Below are 21,177 nucleotides of genomic sequence, written 5' to 3'. Positions count from 1 at the left end.
CTGATATTTATCAGAGGCATTTTCCCGAAACGAAGTATAAAGATTTTATTGTTTTGGTTGTTTCTCAGCAGGTGTTTTTTCTGATTCTGCCGAATGTTTTTTCTGACAAGAGGATGCGCAGGGTTTAACCGGAACAATTTCTCCACCCATATCTAATGCCTGAACTTCTTTTAATAAAGTAGCTTCATTAGTTTTCTTTGGGTCATAAGCAATTGTAACGGATTTGCTGGCAACATCAGCTTTTACGTCTTTTACACCTTTAGCGTACGACATTTGTTTTTCAACTTTATTCTTACAATTATCGCAATGAATATCAGCTTTAATTAAAACCAGATTTTCTCCTTCTTTTGCTTTGATGTCTTTAGAATAAGTTAAACAATTTTCAGATGCATTAGCTTTGGAGCAACAGCTTTTTGCTTCGGTTTGTTTTTCATTTTTGCTTGCGGGAGCTTTTTCCGCATCATTAACTTGCGCATTTAAATTTAAAGCAGCGAAAACAAATAAAGCTGCTAATAAAGAACTTAATTTTTTCATAATTTAAAAATTTATTGGTTAATATTTTTTGAGTTACAAATTGAAAATTAATGAAGGAAGGAATCACAATAACATTTCACTTACCTCCTTAATCTATATTTATTCTGAACCCGACATAAGCCATAATTCCATGTATTGGTCCCCAAACTCTTGAAGAATCAAAATATTCGGAAAAAGGATTATCTGCACCTATAATCGGATTTTTCTGTTTATAGTTAGTGAGATTTTCACCACCGGCGTAAATACTCCAATTTTTGAAATTCTTTGTAATTTGCGCATTTAGAATTACATACATCGGAGATTTATCTGTTAATTCATCAGCCCAGTCAGGAACAACAGAACTACCTGTAGTATAATCTGGGACAGGTAATCTTTGATCGCCGTTGAATTGAGCAGTGAAGTCGAAGCGCCATTTATTCATACGTGTTCCGTAGGATAAGTTGATCAAACCTTTGTATCTATTTACCATAGGTTTTCTTTCAAGGCCTTTATTCATTTCGGTCACTTTTACATCTTGATATCTAAATGCTAAAACTAAATCCAATCCGTTTATCAATTCATAATTAACTTCAATTTGAAAAACATTAGAATATGATTTTCCGTCGAGATTATAGAAATAAACAAATCTGTAATCCTGATCCATATCTGTAATTATCTGGTTGACAAAATCGGAACGATAGGCTTCGGCATTAATAACAAGTTCTCTGTCATTAATAGTGAAATATCGAGTATAATTTATTCCGTAATTCCAGGCTTTTTCCATATTAAGATCTCCAAGAATATAAATTTGCTTTGAACTTGCCAGCAGGAAAGTATTCTCTGAAACAACTCTCGGGGTTCTATATCCCATTCCGGCAGACGCTCTTATGATATTTTTGTCGTTGATGCTATATCTTAAGTGTAATCGGGGTGTAACAAAGAAGCCGTATTGATTATGATAATCACCGCGAATTCCGGCAATAATTGTCGGAAATTTCTCTTTATTAAAAGTGTATTGAAAATATGCACCGGGCACAATTTCCGTAGTTTTCATGATAGTATCGTTTAAAGACACTCCACCATAAGGAGAAACAGGAGCATTTTCAACGGTATTGATATTCAGATCTTCAATATAATTATCGTAAGCGAAACTTAATCCGGTTGAAAACGAATGTTCGGGATTATTAGCAAAAACACCTTGAAATACTGTGTTTACATAAACACTGGTTTGTGTAGCATCATATTTGTTTAATCCGAAAAATGATTTTTGCTCATGATATGAAGCTGTGGATTTCAAAGCGATATTGAAATTGTTGTTTGCAAATTCATGACCGCCTTTTAGTAAACCTTCCAATCGTTTTGTCTTTATATCAATTCCGTATAAACCGGTTTTATCTTCCGTATTATAATAATCTACTTGACCGCCGCGACGATCTTCATAAAGACCTTTTATATTGAACATAAGCATGCTTCCGGCATTAATCCTATATTTCCATTTATTCATCACATTAAATTGTGTGACCATTGGGTCGTCTATGAATCCGTCGCCGTTATTATCATGACCGTGAGATCTGTTTTCGGCGTGAAGCAAGATATTTGTAGAAAGTTTATCAGTAATTTTAAATCTTGCGACAACATTACCTTCATACTTTATTGCACTGTTAATTAAGCCGTTTACTATGAGCCTTTCACCTTCATCAGGATCTTTGGTTTGAGTATTGATTTGTCCGGCTAAAGATGAGAACCCATCTAAAACAGCGGCGGAACCTTTTGAAATTGAGATTGATTTCATCCATGTTCCGGGAATATAAGATAAACCGTAAGGTTGAGCCAATCCGTAAAGATTGGGAACATTTTCGGTCATAAGTTGAGTGTAAGTTCCGGATAATCCAAGCAATTGAATTTGCTTTGCTCCTGTAACCGCATCGCTGTAATGTACATCAACAGAAGCGTTTGTTTCAAAGCTTTCGCCAAGATTACAACACGCGGCTTTACACAGTTCGGTGCCCGTAATTTCAATAACGGTCATAGGTTCAAGTCGTGAAATATGTGCTCCGGGAGCACGGCTCACAACTTCAAAGGTTTGTAATTCTTTATTCATCGACAAAACTATTTCCAGATCTTTTTGTTTCTTTTCAACAGAAATAGTATCATTGTCGTAACCAACATAGCTTATTACTAGTAATTTATGCTCCTTTGTCGGTCTTTCTATTGTAAATTTCCCATCAATATCTGTTGCTGTTCCGATGGTAGTGTTTACCCAATAAACATTTACTCCCGGAATGGGGTTTTCTGTTTGGTCTGCTTTTTCATAAACAGTACCGGTAACTGTTTGACCGATAAGATAAACGGGGAAAATTAAACTTATTATTATTAATATTTTTTTCATACGAATATAATTTGAATTGTTTATTGTTATTAATTGTCGTATGAGCCAAGCGTAGCTAACTCATGATTTTAATTTTATTTATTGAAATTAAATTGTCTTAATGAAGACCAATAAAATTAATCATCAAATGCTATGATAATCATTTGAAAAAATATTATTGAATATTAGTATACCAATAATATTATTAACAATAATAATTGTGAGGAATCTTTGGGCAATGGAAAAGATATACGGATTCTATACCGGTAAAAAGAACCGGTTGTTCATCGGGGTATAGAAATTTGGTTAGGTGTATATCTTTATAAAAATGGGGATTATTAAAAATAATTTCACAAAAGTAATTGTTTTTCAGTAAAACAAATTCTTTTTCCAAATCGAAAGTCGGAGATTGTGAAATGTTATTTTTATCAAGAATTAAATCGAATTCATTGACTTCGCAAGTTATCGGTGAAAAAGAAACATCATCGAAAGGTTCGTTATTGTTGACACATGTATAATGTGAATGACTACAATTATGATTTTCTTCTTGAGTTTCGCAGCAACCGTTTTCGTGTTGATGTCCGCAGCATGAATCTTCTATTGTCTCGTGATGATCACAAGAAATTTGTTTTGCGTTGAAAACTATTTCCGTTTCATCAGCAATAAGACAATGATGTATAAATATATGTATCCCCGATGAGAATACAAGTAATAATACTATAATTGTAAATGATAATATTTTATGAAAAAACTTTTTCATCGCTGCAAAGATAATAAATAGTTGAGAATTGAAAGTTGATAATTGAATTTATTTAAGAGGTTCTACAATGTATTTATTATAAAAAGGCAATTATTAATTAAAATATTCCATTATATCCATATCATCAGCATATATTCCGTAAATGTAATCCATCTCATTGTCGAGAAAATATTTTTCATCATACTCCATATAGGAGAAGAACATATAAGTTTTTATCTTTTGTTCTTTTAGTTTTTTTAAAAGGTCTCTATTTTTTAATAAATATGTTCTTGAGACAGCAAAATATTTAATATTTTTGTCAGAAAATATTTTCTCAATATCAGTGTCTGGTTTCATTAACCAGCTGCTAATCATCGGTTCAATACCTATCTCAATGGCAGTATCAATTGCTTGCCATGAAAATAATTCCATAATTAATCTATCTTTATAATCAAAATATTTATATAATAATGCCGGTTTATTTATTTTATCTGTTATTAGTATAGCATCGTTATGGGTTTTAAACCATTTATTTATCATATCCATATTCATAGGAGTATATTTTCCATAAATTTTTCTAGACATAAATTCTTCCTCAGTTAACGGAGTATCGTTAATTTCGGGATATCCTGTAAAATTTTTAAAATCACTCCATGTATGTGCGGCAACTAATTTATTGTCAGAAGTTAATAATAAATCTAATTCAAACAACCTGCACCCTTTCTCATAAGAGAGATTCATTGCTTCCAAGGAATTTGTATATAAATATCCATCAATTGCACCTCCTGCATGAGCTATGATAACATCATTAATAGGTTTTTTATTACAAGAAGTAAGGATAATTAATATTATAACAATTATAAATAATTTTTCGTTTTTTTGCATAAGATTTATTGTTGCACAAAAATAATAGTTATTTTCGTTTTAATTTTTTCAATTTCTCTTTTGTCTCTTTATCAACTCTAAATGATTCATTAATTTTTTGAATACTCTTATTGTGAGTAAAATCATCCATATTATTATTCTGTAAGAATTTCAAAGTCTTCTCCGGAAATTTTATGTAAAATTCGGCAACTGTCCAAGCGACTCCCATTTTAACATAATAACCTTCATGATTAATGTTATTAAGCCATTGTAGAGACCTGTCAATGTATTGTTCGTTTACGAAATATGCTAAAATGCTAACGACCGCAAAACGTATTTCAAACTCTTTATCCGAAGTTAAATATTTTTGAATGAAATTCCACATTAACTCCTGATTTTCTTTTTTATCGGCGAATTTGAATGTACCGCAAACCGTATCACATGTAGCCCAATTGTTGATTCTCGGAACATAAGCATCAAGCAAAGCAAGTCGTTCGGTGGGATCAATATTAACATAACCGATAACATATCCGATAAGATTTAATTCCTCAACATATTCGGGTTTAGTTTTATCATTCAAAAGCTCCCGCCATTCATCATTGTTTTTCACAATTTCCTTTGCCATCTTTCTAAGTTGCGGAATACGTACACCAATGAAATTATGCCCGCCGGGAACTAAATTCTTATGGAAATCGCGATATTCTTCATCAGCATATTGAAACAGCTTTTCTCTTAATTCAAGAATTGTCATATTTTAATTTTTGTAATCTGCAAATATAAGATATTTGAGTTAAAGCTAAAACCTAAACACTATGCACAGCAAGTATCAAACAAAAAAACACGCAAGCTTTTCAGTACTTGCGTGTTACAATATGGTATGATAAAAAAAAATAATAGCTATGGACTAACCATAGAAATTTATGTTTATTTGCCTAAGACAATATTTCCGTGTTGGTTTCTTACCGTAACTTTACTGGCAGTCTTACCGTTTTTGCCAAAAACAGTACGTATTGCGGTATCATTATAATCTTTTGTTTTTTCGTAATAATCACCGGTAGTTTTATCAATTCCGTCTAATTTAATTGAACCGAAAGATGTTCTTAAATCGGCAGCAAAAGAATGATTTTGATTTAATCCCAGACGAACAGTACCGAAAGAAGCATTTACATTAATTTCCGAAAAATTTTGTGCAACATCATCAACTCTTAAACCCCCATGACTAATATTGGAACAGTTTAAATAATTATTTAATTTATTAATCTTAATATCAGTAAATTGAGAATTAATGTTAGTATTGGTAATTTCATTAAAAGAGGTGCTGGAATGTTGAATTTTAAGATTGAGATCTTCGGCTTTATTATTAATTATTAATTTAGAAAATTGAATATCGGCAGCTAATTTATTAACGTTGTTAAACGTACATTTTCCGCAATGCTTGGCTTGTAAATTCAAATATTTAGTAATTTCGTTTATTTCAATATCTCCGAATGAAGAATTAATATTATTGTTATCGCCATTAAGTTTATTAATATATATATTTCCGAAAGAAATGTCGATTTTTATATTATTTTTAACATCACCCAGATAAATATTTCCGTATTTAGTTTTCAAATCCATAAATACAGAACTCGGAACTTTTACAACATAATCAACAGTATAATTTGAATCATCCTGATTTTTATTTTTGCTGCAAAATTTTGTCTTGGCTTCTACCATCGTTTGCTTTCCGTTTGATGATTGATTGAAAACCACATCAATACAATCGATAAGTTCATAAGCCTTAGATTCTGTTTTTGCTTCACCTTGAACAGTAATGTCGAAATAAATTTCGTTTTTATCCCATTCAATTATTTCTATTTTCCCGAAAGAATTGTCTATGCTTAATTTGCAATTATCACTTACTTTATAATTTTGTGATATCTGTTTTTTTGCCGAAGCTGATTTGGAAAATATGTTGGTTTTTTTATTTATACGTGTTGAAACATCTTCGAGAGCCTTTATGTCTGCCATTGCGATTTCCGGAATTTGAATGTCGGGAATCTGAATAGAAAAATTTTGTTCGTCAATTTTTACATTGGGAATCTTTATGGTAATATCTTCATACTCAAAATTAGGTATCTCAATACATTTTTCCGGAATATGAAAGTTAAACTCCGAAGTATTTACATTAATCTCTGGAAGAGTATAAGTAGAAATGGGATTCTCCAAATCAATTTTAGGTACGGAAATATTAAATTCATAGCCGTCGAAATTTATTTCAGGAATTGTAATTTGATGACTAATAGTATTATTATTCTGGTCTTCATTATTTTCTTGTGAGAAAGAAATTAAACTGAAACAAAGTGTTGTGATAATTAAGATGAATTTTTTCATTTTTATTTTAATTTAATGATTGATACTGTGTTAATTTAATTTATTTTGAGTTCAAATTGTTTTATTCTGTAACGTTAAGTGAATGATGTAAGCGTCTTACTGATTCTATGCTATTGATATAAACTTTGGCGGTACTTGCAATAAGCACTTCATTGGGAATATTTTCCATACCGTTAATTATGTCTGTGCCGCTTTGAATTTTTTCTATTTCTTCTTCGATAGTTGCGCGTGTATTTTCATCATAAGTATTTAAAATAGGTTCAAGTTGCTGTATTTCTTTATCCAATTCCGACTGATAATACATTTTTACGTTTGCAAATTCTGCATTTGTTTGCTCAGCTTGCGAATAATTTGTTGTAACTAAAGGAATTAAAAGTAATAAAACCATTGCTGCAGCAATTGAAGTTCTCAGCAAATACATTTTTTGCTTTTTCTTTATCGAATGGTGTTTTTGAAGTTTTTGTTCAAATCTTTGAATATGACCTTCAGAAGGTTTTTCCGTATTGAAAGAACTTTTATTTTCCGAAATTAATTTATCTATATTCATGCTATATCCTCTTTTAGAATTGTTATTAATTTACTTTTTGCTCTTACAAACTGTGATCTCACTGTTGATGCGGCGATATCCAATTTTTTTGCTATATCATTAAAATCCATGTCTTCAATGATATGTAAATTTAAAACTAAACGATATCCGTCGGGAAGTTTGTTAATTGCATTATTAACATCGTCAATATTATATATAATTTCGTTATCATCTTCATTGTAATTATTTAAATATTTGTCGATGTTTTCTATTTCACTGAATGATGAGAAGATTTCATTTTTTGATTTTCTATATATATCTATCGAATGATTTACTGCTATTTTCTTTATAAAATTTCCCAATTCTTTTTGTCCGCCCGAAAACTTATGTAAATTATCGAAAGCTTTTATAAACGAATCTTGCATAATTTCCTCCGCAACAAAAGAATTTGATATGATACGAAGGCAACTGTTGTAAACATCGGTGCTGTATATTGAATAGATTTCCATCATAGCAGGTTGATTTTTTTTCTTGGCTTTCTTCAATAAATCGTCAAATGTATTCATCAAAATTATTTAAGATTCGTTAGTATAACGTAAAAAAAGTGAAAGTGCTGCATGAGCTAATGTAAAAGTTTGAGAATGAAAGAATATTGAAATATTTTTGAGTTCAAAATCACGATTTGTTATCTTTTTTTTGAATCAAATGAAAAACGCAATCAAATAAATCAGTTAGAATAATAAATTTCTGATTTTACTCAAGGCAAGATTATCATTTTATTTTTCCGTCCTTTTTGTATTTACCGATTATTTATCGTGTTTTCAACATTCATACGTTTCAATTATCTATTATTCCGATTATATAAATATGTTGTGAAGTCGCAATCATATTCGGATTACTTCCGTCTTCGCCTTCGGGAATGGAAACGCCGTATTTATCATAATATTGAATCCAGAAATCATGAATCTCGCCTGTGTCATTATTTCTGAACGACATAGATATCGGTTCAAATAAATGTTCGCCATTATTAAGAATAAAGTTTTTCTGAATCAGTTCGCTGCAATAAAGTCCTTCTCCCAAGACCTGAAAAGTGAAATTATACGGCCCCCCTATATGTTTCAAGATTCTATTAATGGCGTCCGGAATGGTGTATTGATATTCTTCTTTTAATCTTCCCACTACTGTTATATCTCCATTCTCAATAAATTCTTTCAAAGTGCTTTTTACAACACCTTTGTCAGGTTCGGCTTCAAGAACAAAAATATCATCTTCTATATATACAACTCCAACGTGGGAGAAATTTAAATTTTCCAGTCTTTGCGTGGATGAAACAATTGCTTTTTCGAAATCGCTGCCTTTCCCTACTTGGAACAGAAAATCGCCGGTTTGCAGATTGATCTCTTGCGCAAGAGAAAGTCGGCAAATAAATATGAATAATAGTATATGTATTTTCTTCATTTCAGTGGATGGAATGACAAGTTTCCGAAATTAACAGATTAATATTTACAAACTCTTGTAAATCAACTCTCCCGTGCCGATTCGGTAACCTTCTGTTTTGAAAATCAACTTTCCTTCGGGAGTGATTATGTAAACCAGCGGATAATTATCCCTGAACTCTTGTTCGGTTGTTGTTAGAATATTATTCATCCAGTTCGAATTTTCGTCGTATATAAAAATAGATTGTTTGGGAAGATTCCAGTTTGAAGGTTTGAAATCGGCGGTACGCTTTTCTGTTGGTATTACAAAAAGCATCGTACCGTTCCATTGTTCAAACGGATTTTTGTATGCAATAATATCTTTAAACAAGTGCTTTGTAGGTTCGCGATTAGGATCTATAAAACAAACAACGGCATTTTTATTACCAATCAATTCCTTAACCGTTATGTCGCTATCCGGTAAGTTCAAAACATAATTCATATCAATCGTTCCGTAAAATTCCGAACGCGGAATAAGTTTACGAAGCTCTACATCTTTAACTATAGTTTTGTTAGCTGGGATATTGAAAAATTCCAGTTTGGAAAGAACCGTTCCGTCACTGTATCGATTTCCTGTTGAAAGTATATAATATCCGCTTTCTAAATCTAAAACAACCGGTGAATGTGTTATACGCTCGTCGTTTTCATAATCTGAAGTTACAAAGTCGCCGTTTTCAAATTTTGCAATAGTATAATGTATCCAATATTCGGGTTTTATATGTTCGTTGTTTCCATAAACTAAAATTAATTTGCCATTAGGTTTCGGAGTTCTTTCTTCTTCAAAAGAAATAATATTCCAGATTCCGTTCTCAAAAACATATAATTGATTTGTTGCCGTATCAATGTAAGCAGGAATATCTAAAGATCTGCAAACGGCAATAAAGAAAATATTACGCGAGTGTTTATCTGAATATCTCAACTCAAAAACTCCGCGCGGGGAAATAGGACAATTAAAATAATTACCTTCATTGTCGATAGTAATGTTTTCTTTTATCCAATTGATAATTGCTTCGGAAGTAATTTCTTCTCCTTTAAAAATATTTTGAAACTCATTTGCCAAGTAATTTCTCCACGGACGAATCATTTCATTGGAAATTCTTGCCGGCAGGATACCTTTTAAATAAACATCCGAATTGTATTTATTTTTATTATAGTAGGTAATATGTTGTTGAATCGTATTTGCTTCAGCATCTCTCAAATCTTTATCAGACAAAGCATTAATAAATTCATATAAGTATAATCCGTCAATTTTATTTGAATTATTTCTGATGAATTTTTCTATTTCTGCGTAATTACCTTCACTTTTCTCAATGAAATGCCATATTTGTTCCTGAGTAAGATTTTCGTTTTGAATGTTAACTTGTTCTTTTGTCGGAAATGTTGCCAGATAAGCATTACGAATAGAATCCTCATATTGTAAACGTTTGTTGTTCAGAATGGTTTTTTCTTCGCTGACAATATGTTTCTTCTTCAATCCTGCCGGTGGTACCATTTCGAGATATTCGGAGTATTCGCCGCCTTCACTTCTTGTTAGTGCGATTACTATATTATCATTTTCCCTTACATCAAATTTTTGGTAATTGTATTTGTCATCTTTATTTGCCCAGATTAGCAAATCGCCATAACCGGTTGTAAGAGAAGCTTCTCCTTGCGGGTTAGTGTTAATTGTAGCAATCGGATAATATTCCGCATAATTATAAAGTTTGAATTTAACTTTTGCATTTTCAACAGGATTACCGTTTTCATCAATAACTTTAACCTTGATGTTTTTAGTATCAGTATAATTATCATGCATATTGATACGCGAAAAAAGATTGGTTTTATGAGTTACCTCATCATTGCCGGTATATTTTCCGAAAGCATTCGAATGAACCATCATAGTTCTTGTGGCGGGCAATGCAAACCAACCCATATTCAGTTCCGCATCAGGTTCGCAAGCTCCGAGAAAATACCATTCTCCGTCAACCCAAACTTCCACCCAGGCATGATTGTCATCTGTGTGTGCCCAACGAGGAGTGTAGCATTGACGGGCAGGAATACCTACAGCGCGCAATGCGGTAACGGTAAATGTAGATTCTTCGCCGCATCTTCCGAAAGCAGTCTTAATTGTTGCCAAAGGCCCCGAGGTTCTGCTGTCGGAAGGTCTGTAAGTAACTTTCTCGTGACACCAGTGGTTAACTTCAAGGGCTGCATCATACATCGACATGTCTTTAATTCTGTTTTTCAATTCATCGAAAATTACCATTCTTGCCGTATCAAGATTTTCATTGTTTACTCTGTAAACCAGTACAAAATGTCTGAAAACATCTTCCGGAATACTTTCTCCCCAATGAAAAAAATCTTTAGCCTTAAAAGCATATTTCACCTGATTTAGAAAGAATTCCCCATTATAATCCGCCAGATCGCTAAAAGGCATATATGCATAAAGAAATTCGAGCGCTTCACTTTCTTGCAGGTCAGCAGTTTTCATTATAGAAAATAATTCTTCAGAGCGATTTGACGCAAGTTCTTTACGTTTCAAAAAATCATCTTGAACTGTTTTGCGATATTCATTATCAGTGATAAAATGTTTATTATCAGTGCAACTTGTGATTATTAAAGCTAATAAAGTGAATAAGAAAGTTATTTTTCTCATGGTTTGAAAAAATTAAAATTTAATTACAAAGATATATAATAATTAAAAATTAGGAGTTAAGAATTAAGTGTAGTAAAAAACGGATATCTAACAAATAATAATTTCCTTATTAATACCTACTTCATCTAAAAAATATTCATCGTGAGAAATTATAAGAATTGTACCGCTGTAAGATTTTAATGTTGAAGTAATGATTTCCAAACTATTGATATCTAAATTATTGGTTGGCTCGTCGAGCGCAATCATATCCGGAAAGGAATTATTTATCTCCATACAGCAAAACAGCAGCTTCATCTTTTCGCCGCCGCTTAATGTTTTGCATTTTTTGTCCCAGAAATTTTGAGTAAAAAGAAAATGAGTTAAAATTGATTTTATTTCAGGTTCGGAATAATTCTGAGAATTGTATTTCTCCGCCTGTTCATAAACAGTTAGTTCATTATCAATTATCGAATATTCTTGATCTATATAAATTTTACTGAAATAATTTCTTTGAATATTTCCTTCCGTAGGCTGAAGTTCGCCGAAAATGAGTTTTATCAGAGTCGATTTTCCGGAACCGTTATCACCGCTTATATTTATTCTATCACCACTGTATATCTGAAAATTGAGTCGGTCTTTCCATAACATTCTTTTATCGTAAGAAAAATTAATATTTATAGCATTTATAAGTAATTTTCCTTTGTGCAATTGGGCGTCTTCTACATTTAATTTTATATTTTTTGATGCTAATGATGAAGATTTCTTTTGAAGTTCTTTTATATCATTAGAAAGGTTATTAATTTTTTCGTTATGAGAATCTTTTAATTTACCCGTACTTTTCTCTGCCTCAGATTGCAGGTTATTTAAAACAATTCTCGGAATTCCTTTATTTGCATTACTTTTCTTTGCCGTAGCGCTACGTTTTTGTTGACGTTCCAAAGTTTCACGTGCAATTTTCTTAGCTTTGCGTAATTCCTTTTCTTTTTCTTCAACCTGCTTTTGTAAAATTGCCGTATTTTGTGCTTTGACGGTTTTGTAAAACTCATAATTTCCGCCGTAAGAAATAATTCCATCGGGGGTGAACTCCAATGTCGTATCAATTAGGTTCAGTAGATTGCGGTCATGGCTTACAATAATCATGCTTGCTTTACTCGATTTGATAAAATCATAAAGCATTTTTCTACTTTCTTTATCAAGATGATTTGTGGGTTCATCCATCAAAATAATATCAGGTTTATGGATATTAATTCCGGCGAGAAAAACTTTGGTCTTTTCGCCACCGCTTAAACTTCCCATTTTCCTATTAATATCTAAATTTGTTAAGCCCCAATAATCAAGAGCCTTTTCAATTTTTTCTTCAATATCCCAATTATCTTCGACAATATGATATAAATCGAGGTCGGTACTACCGAGCAGAATGCTTTTGAGGGCATTTAAAATATGTTGTACATTTAAAGCGAAAGAAATATCATGATCATTGTATTGACTGAAATGTTGTGGCAAATAATAAATTTTACCCGTTGAAACAATGTTTCCGCTGTTTGGCATTAAGTTTCCGGCAATTATTTTAAGTAAAGTCGATTTTCCTATTCCGTTATTACCGATTAAAGAAATTTTCTCTCCTTGTGCAACAGAAAGATTAATATTTTTAAAAAGAATGTCTTTATTGGGATGACAGTATGATAAGTTATTTATTGTTAGTAAGCTCATTTTGTGAAAATTATGAATTAATAAATTAAGAATTGAAAAAAGATTCATATCTTTATTTCAAATCCCTTTGGGGGGATCTTTTATCTCAACTATAGTTTATTCATTAATTTTCATAAGAGTAACATTTATTTGAATTGCAAAAGTAATAAAATTAATTGATGTTGGATAATTTGCAGATGATAATTATTTAAATCCAACAAATTTATAAAAATTACATAATCCGCAAGTTTCCTTATTTGCCTTTCTTTTCTTTTCATCTTTGTACTTTTTGTAATTTCATGCTTTTAGTCTTAGTAATTTCATTTCCTTTTTCAAAAAATGTCCGCCGCAATTGGTAATTTTCAATTAATATATTATCTTTGCGCTCGAATTTTAAAAAACTGTATATGGCTACAACAGCAGATTTTAGAAACGGTTTATGTATTGAATTTAATGGAGATTTGTATACTATTGTTGAATTTCAGCATGTAAAACCGGGAAAAGGTCCGGCTTTCGTAAGAACAAAATTAAAAAACTTAAAAACAGGAAGAGTTATTCCGAATACTTTTACAGCTGGTGTTAAAATAGATATTGCAAGAGTTGAGAGACGTCAATACCAATATTCATATAAAGATGATCTCGGATATCATTTTATAAACCAAGAGACATGGGAAGATACTGTTATTGAGGAGGATATGATACCTACACCGCAATTCTTATTGGAAGGACAAACGGTTGAGATAGTTTTTCATGCTGATACTGAAACTCCTTTAACTTGCGACCTTCCTCCTTTTGTTGAACTTAGAATTACTTACACAGAACCGGGCGAAAGAGGCAATACCGCAACTAATACTATGAAAGATGCAACTCTTGAAACCGGCGCAATTGTAAAAATTCCGCTTTTCATTAATACCGGAGAAAAAATAAAAGTTGATACTCGTACCGGAGAATATTCCGAGAGAGTTAAAGAATAAATTAAGTTTTCTAAATTTGTTTACAGTTTAAATAATTTGTTGATTTTTTCACAAATACATTAGAGCATGAAATTTACTACCAATATTACTCTTGAAACAATTTTGGAAATTACCGGCGCAAAACCAAAGGGAAATCTTAATGTTGAAATATTAGGATTGAACGAGGTGCATATGGTTGAAAAAGGCGATATCTCTTTTGTTGACCATCCGAAATATTATAGCAAAATATTAAATTCAAAAGCGGATATAATTTTAATTAATACTGAAGATGTTGAGGTTCCTGAAGGAAAACTTTTATTAATTTCCGATGATCCTTTTGCTGCTTTTGTTCGATTGATTAAGCATTTTAAACCTTTTGTTTCTTCCGATACAAATGTTAGTGATACCGCTAAAATTGGTAAAGGTTCTGTAATTCAGCCGAATTGTTTTGTCGGAAATAATGTTGTAATAGGCGAGGGCTGCATCATTCATTCTAATGTATCCATATATGATGATGTTGTTATAGGTAATAATGTTATCATTCAGTCGGGTTCTATTATAGGAGGTGATGCGTTTTATTTTCAAAAGAAAAACGGTAAATACAGAAAATTTGAGACTTGCGGAAATGTTATTATCGAAGATGATGTTGAAATAGGCGCTTTGTGTACAATAGACAAAGGTGTTACCGGTGATACGAGAATAGGTCAAGGTACAAAATTTGATAATCATGTGCAAGTCGGTCATGATACCGTAATCGGAAAAAACTGTCTTATAGGTTGCCATTGTTCAATTGCCGGAGTAGCAATTATTGAAGATGATGTTATTGTTTGGTCTAAATCCGCAATAAACAAAGATCTTGTAATTGGTAAAGGAGCCGTTATATTGGCTACATCGGCGGTGGATAAGTCGGTTGCGCCCGGACAAGTTGTTTTTGGCGTTCCTGCTATTGATGCACACAAAAAATGGAGAGAGTTGGCCGCATTAAGAAATCTTCCTGATATTCTGAAAAAACTGGATAATTAATTTTTAAGTTTTTTGTTCCGATTTTTTTTCTTTTTTATACTCGTTCTTTTATGTGTAATCCCCGTACACCGTCGTAATAGGGTAGAATCTTTTTCATATCGGTGTTAAAATCTTGCGTCGGATAAATTTTTTCAACAACTGTAGCTTTACGTTTCTTATAGTCGATATAAGAAATTAAGATAGGGACATCAGCTTTCAGAGCTATTCTGTGAAATCCGCTTTTCCATCTCGATACTTTTTTTCTGGTACCTTCGGGAGTTATGATAACCCAAAGTTGGGTATTATTGTTTAAAGCTTCAACAGCATCATCAACATGGGTATTTACATGTCCCCGATTGATAGGAATTCCTCCTAATTTCTTTAAAATCTTTCCTATTATTGGCCATGAGAAAGCTTCTTTTTTTATGAAGAACACACATTTTCGATTGTATTTACAAACAACCATCTTTCCTACTACAAAATCCCAGATGCTTGTATGCGGAACCATTATCAGTACAGCTTTTTCTACAGAATCAAAACCGTGTAGATTTTCGGTATCCCAGCCGAATAACATGAGAAAAAAACTTGATAATTTGCTTCCGAACTTACTCACAAAATGAATATAATTTTTACCGCGCAAATATACGAAGATTTTAGGAAAATTATATGTTATGGAATATAGTGATGAGTAATTAAGTACAAAAACGAGATTGAAATAAAAAGAATAAAATGAATCAGTGTGTAAAAACCTGAGATATTAAAAAATATAAATTATAAGTATTTTAATCTGAAACTGTCAAAACCTGGAATTTGTAATTTCCGAATTATTATTCTGCTTAAAATAATATTTTTAGTCAGAAGATAATTTCTTTATAAACACACGTCTTCTTTTGTGTGAATAATGCTCAAAACTTTTCCATTGTGAAGATACTTTAATATTGGTTTCAAGTTCCGGATTACTTTCGGCATGTCTGAATCCGTTTTTATTATATTTGGGAATTAAATCCGCAAACAGCATGGCACTTACACCTTTGTTTTGATAATCGGGATGTACGGCAATTAGACAAAAGTCAATGACATCATTTTTACGCAATGCATGTAAAAGATAAAACCAACCAAAAGGAAAAAGTCTGCCTTTTGCTTTTTGTAAAGCTTTAGTTAGATTTGGAATTGTGATGCCGAAAGATATTAACTGATCATTTTCATCAACAATTAAGCAAATTGTATCTAAACGCAGAAAGCTCAGATACAATTTTATATAGAAGTTTATTTGCTTTTTGTTCAGTTCAGAATATTGATATAAATCTTTGTAACAAACATTAATCAAATCAAACAACTTATAACCGTATCTTTGAGATAAATCTTTCAAATCTTTCGGTTTGGCATAAGAAAGTTTATACCTTTCTCTTGCAATATTGGCAGCCTGCAGAAATTTTCCGGGAACAGCTTCAGGAATGGTTATATAGTATTCTTTCCAATCAATTTCCTTGATAAAGCCATATTTTTCAAGATGTTCTGGATAATACGGAAAGTTGTATAAACCTACAAGAGTTCCGGGTTTATCAAAACCTTCAACCAACATTCCTTCCGGATCAAAATCAGTAAATCCCATAGGGCCTTGCAGGTATTCCATCCCTTTAGATTTTGCCCATTTGGTTACGGCATCCAATAAAGCTTTAGAAACGTCATAATCATTAATAAATTCAATCCATCCGAAACGGGCATATTTACTTTGCCAGATTTCATTTGCCACAGGATTAATAATGCCCATTATTCTACCGACAATTTTTCCATCTTTGTAGGCAAGAAAAATTTTTGTATCACAAAACTCAAAAGCAGGATTTTTCTTTTTTGATAAGTTTGTTTTGTCGTCGATAAACAATTTTGGAATCGCGTACTTATCATTTATATATAAATTAATACCAAACCAAATGAATTTCTTCAGATCTTTCGAAGTTAATACTTCATGAATGCTAACATTCATTCTTTATTTATTATATAATTAATATATTAAGAAATTGAAAAAGAGTTGAATTATTATAATTCCGCTCAAAATCGTAAATTTATTTTTATAAAAAAAGCAAATTACGAAAGGGCGCAAAGATAGTAAAAAAAATTATTCGTAATATAACAGTAAAAGAATTTTTGATGCGTCGAATTCTTTGTCCGAAAAGGATTTTATATTTTATTAAATATTCAAAAAATCAGTGAGTTTTAATTTTCAATTTTTTTTTATAACAATTATTCGAATGAATATAAACACTATCTTTGCAAATATAAAATTTAAATACTTAAACTATGAAAAATTCTTTGACACTTTTAATGGTATTGTTAATTATTATTGGGTTCAATGCAGAGGCCCAAACATTTACACCAATGAAACCATTTGAAACCTTTCAGAAGAAAAAATCACTTTCGGAAAAGGTTAATGACAAAACATTAAGCCATTCAAACTTATTAATTGTTAAATCCGGTGCAAATAAAATGGTTATTTCCGAAGACTGGTGGGAACCGGATACTATTTGGATCTATTATTTTGATTATGGATATTTTGAATATATTAACTCAAGGGAGGTTTATACTTATAATGATAACGGATATTTATCTGTTCGCACCATACAAAATCAGGAAAACGATGAATGGGTAACACAACAAATGTTTTCTTTTACTTATGATAGTAAGAATAACATTTTGACGGAGTTGATGCAGTATTATTATGATAACGTATTGTATAATTCTACTTTTATTACATATACTTATAATCATAACAATGATATATTAACTGCTTTAGATCAAGAATGGAGCAATAATCAATGGGTTAATGATTCTTATTTAGTTATTACTTATGATAATAATAATAATTTATTGTCGGAGACTTATCAAGAATGGACAGGTAATAGTTGGGAAAACATTGAGCAAATTGTTAATACGTATGATAATTCCAACAATTTATTAACGGAAAAGTCTCAATATTGGGATGAAGGCGTTTGGATTAACGGAGAAATGTATTCTTATACTTACGATAATAAAAATAATATTTTATCATCTTTATACCAGGAATGGGATGGTAGTGAATGGGAAAATTGGGAATATGCTTTTGCTGAATATGATCAAAATAACAATATAGTTTTAGTTATATTTCAAGAATGGAACGGAGATGAATGGGAAAATTATGAGCGGACGTTACTTACTTATGATAATAACAAAAATATGTTGACCGAACTTTATGAAGTATGGTGGAATAACGGATGGATTAAAGACATGTTATATTCATATACTTATGATCAAAATAATAATATGATTAATGAATTAACTCAAGCGTGGGATAATGAATGGGTTAATATTCATAGATATGTTCATACATATCAAAACAATAATTTAATATCCAGTTTATATCAAGATTGGGGAAATAATAATTGGATAGACGGAGACAAAACTAATTTTTCTTATGATGAAAATAATAATCCTATTTTTGGCGATTTTTGGCGATGGATTGACCAACAGTGGGATATTGCTAATGGCGAGATATATTTATATTATAATAATGGGAAAAGCGAATTATCAAGATATTGCCATAAAATAGAAATATCTTACACCAAAGCTTCTAATCCGTTCGGTATTGATGATGTAATTACATCTAAAAAAGATATTTCCTTTTATCCGAATCCAGCAACAAATGAAATAAACATTTCTACTAACGATTGTGAAATTGAATCTGTTTCTATTTTTAATCTTACAGGAAAAAAGATAATGCAAACAAATGTTTCGAAGATAAATATCGAAAACCTTCCGTCGGGAATGTATATTTTACATGTTACAACAGATAAGGGCGTTATAACCGATAAGATTATAAAACAATAAAAAAACAAGGGTAAAGATGTAAAATTCTTACGTCTTTACCCTTCAAAATAAATTTAAAATAAAGGGTTAATTAAAACTCTTCGATTATTGTTTAGCAATCGCTTCAACCTCTTCCACAGTCTTAGGTATAGGTTTGCCTAAAACTTTATGTCCGTCGGGAGTTACAAGAACATTATCTTCGATTCTTATTCCACCGAAATCAAGGTATTTTTCAACTTCATCGTAATTGATGAACTCTTTGCATAAACCTTCGCCTTTCCATTTATCGAATAGGGCAGGAATAAAGTAACAACCCGGTTCAACAGTAAAAACATGTCCTGGCTTCAATTCTTTGCCCATACGTAAAGACCTGATACCAGTAATAGAACTACGTTTGTGTTTTTCATCATAACCAACCAAATCTTCTCCGAAGCCTTCCATGTCGTGAACATCCATTCCCAATTGATGGCCCAGTCCGTGCGGCATGAAAAATCCGCCTGCACCTGCCATTACAGCATCCTGAACATTACCTTTAATCATACTCAAGCCTTTGAGATGTTCCAACAAAATACTGACGGCGGCAATATGATTTTCAACGTTTGAATGTCCCGGTTTAATATTTTCAATTCCTTTCATGTTTGCGGCGAGGACAGCTTCATAGATAGCTTTTTGTCTGTTGTTGAATTTTCCGCCAACAGGCGTAGAGCGTGTAATATCACTATCGTACAAAGTATCTGTTTCGGCTCCGGCATCAACAACAAGCATTCTGCCTTCTTTCAGCAAATTATGATGTTCATGATTATGAAGAATTTGTCCGTTAATGGAAAGAATTACAGGAAAAGAAACACTTCCGCCGTATTTTAAGGCAATTCCTTCAATAGTTCCGGCAATTTCATGCTCGTAAATACCGGGCTTTGCCATCTTCATTGCGGTAACGTGCATTTCATAAGCAACATTCACTGCTCTTTCAATTTCTACAATTTCAATATCTTCCTTAATTTCCCTCAAGGAGATAACGGCTTTAATAAGTTCAAGAGAAACATATTTGTTAATAACCGTATGATTTATTCCGAGTAGGTTTTCGAGCTCAATGAAATGCTCTCCTCTATAAGCAGGAAGGAAATTTATTTTCCTTCCTTGCTTGATAACTTTATCAAGATACGGTTTTAACTCGGTATATTCTTTAGTTTTTGTAACTCCGACTTTTGAGGCATTATCCTTTAAAGTCGGTTGCGGACCCATCCAAATGATATCATCCAAAGTAAGTTCGTTACCGAAGATAATATGTTCATTAGAGTCGATATCAATAATTCCGGCGAGACCTTGCAAGTTTATTCCGAAAAAATAGGAAAAATTACTGTCTTGACGCCATTTATAAGTATTACTTGGATAATTGAAAGCAACTTCGTTGTTACCGAGAATCAAAATTATTCCCGAAGAAACTTTTTGTTGCAAATTGTTTCTTCGGCGGATATAAACAGACTTGTCAAACATCTTCAATATTTTAAATTATTATTCGGTTGCATCAACAAGTTTAAATCCTATACCGTGAACATTCATGATAGAAATGTTAGGATCGCCGCTGAGATACTTTCTAAGTTTAGCTACATAAACATCCATGCTACGGGCATTAAAATAACTGTCGTCAAGCCAAATTTTCTTCAGAGCGAAACTTCTGTCCAAAATATCATTTTTACTGATACATAAGAGTTTTAAAAGATCTGATTCGCGGGAAGTTAATTTTTGGACATTACCTTCAAATTCCAAAGTTTGTTTTGTATAATCGAAAGTGTATTTTCCGATTTTGAAAATATTACTGCTTGTGGCTCCGTAAGGATTACAACGACGGGATATTGCTTCGATTTTCATAAGCAATTCGTCCATGCTAAAAGGTTTTGTGAGATAATCATCAGCACCTATTTCGTAACCTAAGCGTTTATCTTCTTCCATTGCTTTCGCAGTAAGGAATAGAATAGGAATTTTAGAGTCGGTAGCTCTAATTTCTTTTGCCAAGGTGAAACCGTCTTTTACCGGCATCATCACATCCAAAACCAAAAAATCGAAATGTTCGTTTTTGTATGCGTTCAATGCTTCCTCACCATTAACGTATAGTTTTGCAGGATAGCCTTTTGCTTCCATGTAAGATTGAAGAATACTTCCTAAATTGGGATCGTCTTCTGCTAATAAGATTTTTAATGGTTCAATTTCCATAGTAGTATAA

Annotated in this window: 18 protein-coding genes; 3 read left to right on the top strand and 15 right to left on the bottom strand. The window is 31.8% G+C overall.

The genetic code is table 11. The features are described 5' to 3' along the window. Window positions 1–45 precede the first annotated feature (45 nt). From LBP67_05565 to LBP67_05515, 11 genes are all read right to left on the bottom strand, one after another. Window positions 46–534, bottom strand: a complete 489-nt coding sequence (locus tag LBP67_05565) for a heavy-metal-associated domain-containing protein (protein ID MDR2084444.1) — start codon at window positions 532–534, stop codon at window positions 46–48. An 88-nt stretch (window positions 535–622) separates the two neighbouring features. After that, entirely contained in the window at window positions 623–2,902 is a 2,280-nt protein-coding gene (locus LBP67_05560) for a TonB-dependent receptor (GenBank protein ID MDR2084443.1), read from the bottom strand. Window positions 2,903–3,086: 184 nt separating this feature from the next. Further along, window positions 3,087–3,641 (bottom strand): hypothetical protein, encoded by a 555-nt coding sequence (locus LBP67_05555; GenBank protein ID MDR2084442.1) that lies wholly within the window; start codon window positions 3,639–3,641, stop codon window positions 3,087–3,089. Window positions 3,642–3,734: 93 nt separating this feature from the next. Then, window positions 3,735–4,505 carry a hypothetical protein gene (locus LBP67_05550; protein MDR2084441.1) on the bottom strand — a complete coding sequence of 257 codons (771 nt, stop codon included), beginning with the start codon at window positions 4,503–4,505 and terminating at the stop codon, window positions 3,735–3,737. A 28-nt stretch (window positions 4,506–4,533) separates the two neighbouring features. Beyond that, window positions 4,534–5,235, bottom strand: coding sequence for a DNA alkylation repair protein (locus tag LBP67_05545; GenBank protein ID MDR2084440.1), 702 nt, complete (start codon window positions 5,233–5,235; stop codon window positions 4,534–4,536). Between the two features lie 173 nt (window positions 5,236–5,408). Continuing rightward, window positions 5,409–6,857: a DUF4097 domain-containing protein gene (locus tag LBP67_05540; protein ID MDR2084439.1), complete on the bottom strand. Its 1,449-nt coding sequence runs from the start codon at window positions 6,855–6,857 to the stop codon at window positions 5,409–5,411. 61 nt (window positions 6,858–6,918) lie between these two features. Further along, entirely contained in the window at window positions 6,919–7,404 is a 486-nt protein-coding gene (locus tag LBP67_05535; GenBank protein ID MDR2084438.1) for a hypothetical protein, read from the bottom strand. Further along, window positions 7,401–7,949, bottom strand: coding sequence for a sigma-70 family RNA polymerase sigma factor (locus LBP67_05530; GenBank protein MDR2084437.1), 549 nt, complete (start codon window positions 7,947–7,949; stop codon window positions 7,401–7,403). Before LBP67_05530 ends, LBP67_05535 begins: the two co-directional genes overlap by 4 nt. Before the next feature lie 271 nt (window positions 7,950–8,220). Beyond that, a complete protein-coding gene (locus tag LBP67_05525) occupies window positions 8,221–8,841 on the bottom strand; it encodes a hypothetical protein (GenBank protein ID MDR2084436.1) in 621 nt (206 codons plus the stop codon). A gap of 45 nt (window positions 8,842–8,886) precedes the next feature. Further along, window positions 8,887–11,493, bottom strand: a complete 2,607-nt coding sequence (locus tag LBP67_05520; GenBank protein MDR2084435.1) for a transglutaminase domain-containing protein — start codon at window positions 11,491–11,493, stop codon at window positions 8,887–8,889. 87 nt (window positions 11,494–11,580) lie between these two features. Further along, complete coding sequence (locus LBP67_05515; protein MDR2084434.1) at window positions 11,581–13,182, bottom strand: ATP-binding cassette domain-containing protein; 1,602 nt, start codon at window positions 13,180–13,182, stop codon at window positions 11,581–11,583. A gap of 386 nt (window positions 13,183–13,568) precedes the next feature. On the opposite strand from LBP67_05515, the gene efp reads away from it, so the two are divergent. After that, window positions 13,569–14,135 (top strand): elongation factor P, encoded by a 567-nt coding sequence (gene efp / locus LBP67_05510; GenBank protein MDR2084433.1) that lies wholly within the window; start codon window positions 13,569–13,571, stop codon window positions 14,133–14,135. Between the two features lie 66 nt (window positions 14,136–14,201). Further along, entirely contained in the window at window positions 14,202–15,137 is a 936-nt protein-coding gene (locus LBP67_05505) for a UDP-3-O-(3-hydroxymyristoyl)glucosamine N-acyltransferase (GenBank protein MDR2084432.1), read from the top strand. Between the two features lie 34 nt (window positions 15,138–15,171). On the opposite strand, the gene LBP67_05500 is transcribed toward LBP67_05505, so the two are convergent. Next, entirely contained in the window at window positions 15,172–15,729 is a 558-nt protein-coding gene (locus LBP67_05500; GenBank protein ID MDR2084431.1) for a 1-acyl-sn-glycerol-3-phosphate acyltransferase, read from the bottom strand. A gap of 237 nt (window positions 15,730–15,966) precedes the next feature. Beyond that, window positions 15,967–17,100, bottom strand: a complete 1,134-nt coding sequence (locus tag LBP67_05495; protein MDR2084430.1) for a GNAT family N-acetyltransferase — start codon at window positions 17,098–17,100, stop codon at window positions 15,967–15,969. Window positions 17,101–17,492: 392 nt separating this feature from the next. Between LBP67_05495 and LBP67_05490 the strand changes: the two genes are divergently transcribed. Beyond that, entirely contained in the window at window positions 17,493–18,977 is a 1,485-nt protein-coding gene (locus tag LBP67_05490) for a T9SS type A sorting domain-containing protein (protein ID MDR2084429.1), read from the top strand. Window positions 18,978–19,061: 84 nt separating this feature from the next. Here the strand turns inward: LBP67_05490 and LBP67_05485 are convergent, their stop codons facing one another. Further along, the gene (locus LBP67_05485) at window positions 19,062–20,450 is read right to left on the bottom strand and encodes an aminopeptidase P family protein (protein MDR2084428.1); all 1,389 of its coding nucleotides are present in this window, start codon (window positions 20,448–20,450) and stop codon (window positions 19,062–19,064) included. A gap of 18 nt (window positions 20,451–20,468) precedes the next feature. After that, window positions 20,469–21,167, bottom strand: coding sequence for a response regulator transcription factor (locus tag LBP67_05480; GenBank protein ID MDR2084427.1), 699 nt, complete (start codon window positions 21,165–21,167; stop codon window positions 20,469–20,471). Between the last annotated feature and the right edge of the window lie 10 nt (window positions 21,168–21,177).

It is taken from the genome of Bacteroidales bacterium (assembly GCA_031276035.1).
In the GTDB taxonomy this organism is placed as follows: Bacteria; Bacteroidota; Bacteroidia; order Bacteroidales; family BM520; genus RGIG7150.
The sequence above is the reverse complement of the archived record's forward strand: the minus strand, read 5'-3'. Positions and strand labels throughout refer to the sequence as shown.

Excerpts from the sequence above, each read along its gene's own strand:
- LBP67_05550 (MDR2084441.1), bottom strand. The coding sequence starts at position 4,505 with ATGCAAAAAAACGAAAAATTATTTATAATTGTTATAATATTAATTATC.
- LBP67_05555 (MDR2084442.1), bottom strand. The coding sequence starts at position 3,641 with ATGAAAAAGTTTTTTCATAAAATATTATCATTTACAATTATAGTATTA.
- LBP67_05535 (MDR2084438.1), bottom strand. The coding sequence starts at position 7,404 with ATGAATATAGATAAATTAATTTCGGAAAATAAAAGTTCTTTCAATACG.
- efp (MDR2084433.1), top strand. The coding sequence starts at position 13,569 with ATGGCTACAACAGCAGATTTTAGAAACGGTTTATGTATTGAATTTAAT.
- LBP67_05540 (MDR2084439.1), bottom strand. The coding sequence starts at position 6,857 with ATGAAAAAATTCATCTTAATTATCACAACACTTTGTTTCAGTTTAATT.
- LBP67_05565 (MDR2084444.1), bottom strand. The coding sequence starts at position 534 with ATGAAAAAATTAAGTTCTTTATTAGCAGCTTTATTTGTTTTCGCTGCT.
- LBP67_05525 (MDR2084436.1), bottom strand. The coding sequence starts at position 8,841 with ATGAAGAAAATACATATACTATTATTCATATTTATTTGCCGACTTTCT.
- LBP67_05505 (MDR2084432.1), top strand. The coding sequence starts at position 14,202 with ATGAAATTTACTACCAATATTACTCTTGAAACAATTTTGGAAATTACC.
- LBP67_05520 (MDR2084435.1), bottom strand. The coding sequence starts at position 11,493 with ATGAGAAAAATAACTTTCTTATTCACTTTATTAGCTTTAATAATCACA.
- LBP67_05560 (MDR2084443.1), bottom strand. The coding sequence starts at position 2,902 with ATGAAAAAAATATTAATAATAATAAGTTTAATTTTCCCCGTTTATCTT.
- LBP67_05485 (MDR2084428.1), bottom strand. The coding sequence starts at position 20,450 with ATGTTTGACAAGTCTGTTTATATCCGCCGAAGAAACAATTTGCAACAA.
- LBP67_05495 (MDR2084430.1), bottom strand. The coding sequence starts at position 17,100 with ATGAATGTTAGCATTCATGAAGTATTAACTTCGAAAGATCTGAAGAAA.
- LBP67_05480 (MDR2084427.1), bottom strand. The coding sequence starts at position 21,167 with ATGGAAATTGAACCATTAAAAATCTTATTAGCAGAAGACGATCCCAAT.
- LBP67_05530 (MDR2084437.1), bottom strand. The coding sequence starts at position 7,949 with ATGAATACATTTGACGATTTATTGAAGAAAGCCAAGAAAAAAAATCAA.
- LBP67_05490 (MDR2084429.1), top strand. The coding sequence starts at position 17,493 with ATGAAACCATTTGAAACCTTTCAGAAGAAAAAATCACTTTCGGAAAAG.
- LBP67_05515 (MDR2084434.1), bottom strand. The coding sequence starts at position 13,182 with ATGAGCTTACTAACAATAAATAACTTATCATACTGTCATCCCAATAAA.
- LBP67_05545 (MDR2084440.1), bottom strand. The coding sequence starts at position 5,235 with ATGACAATTCTTGAATTAAGAGAAAAGCTGTTTCAATATGCTGATGAA.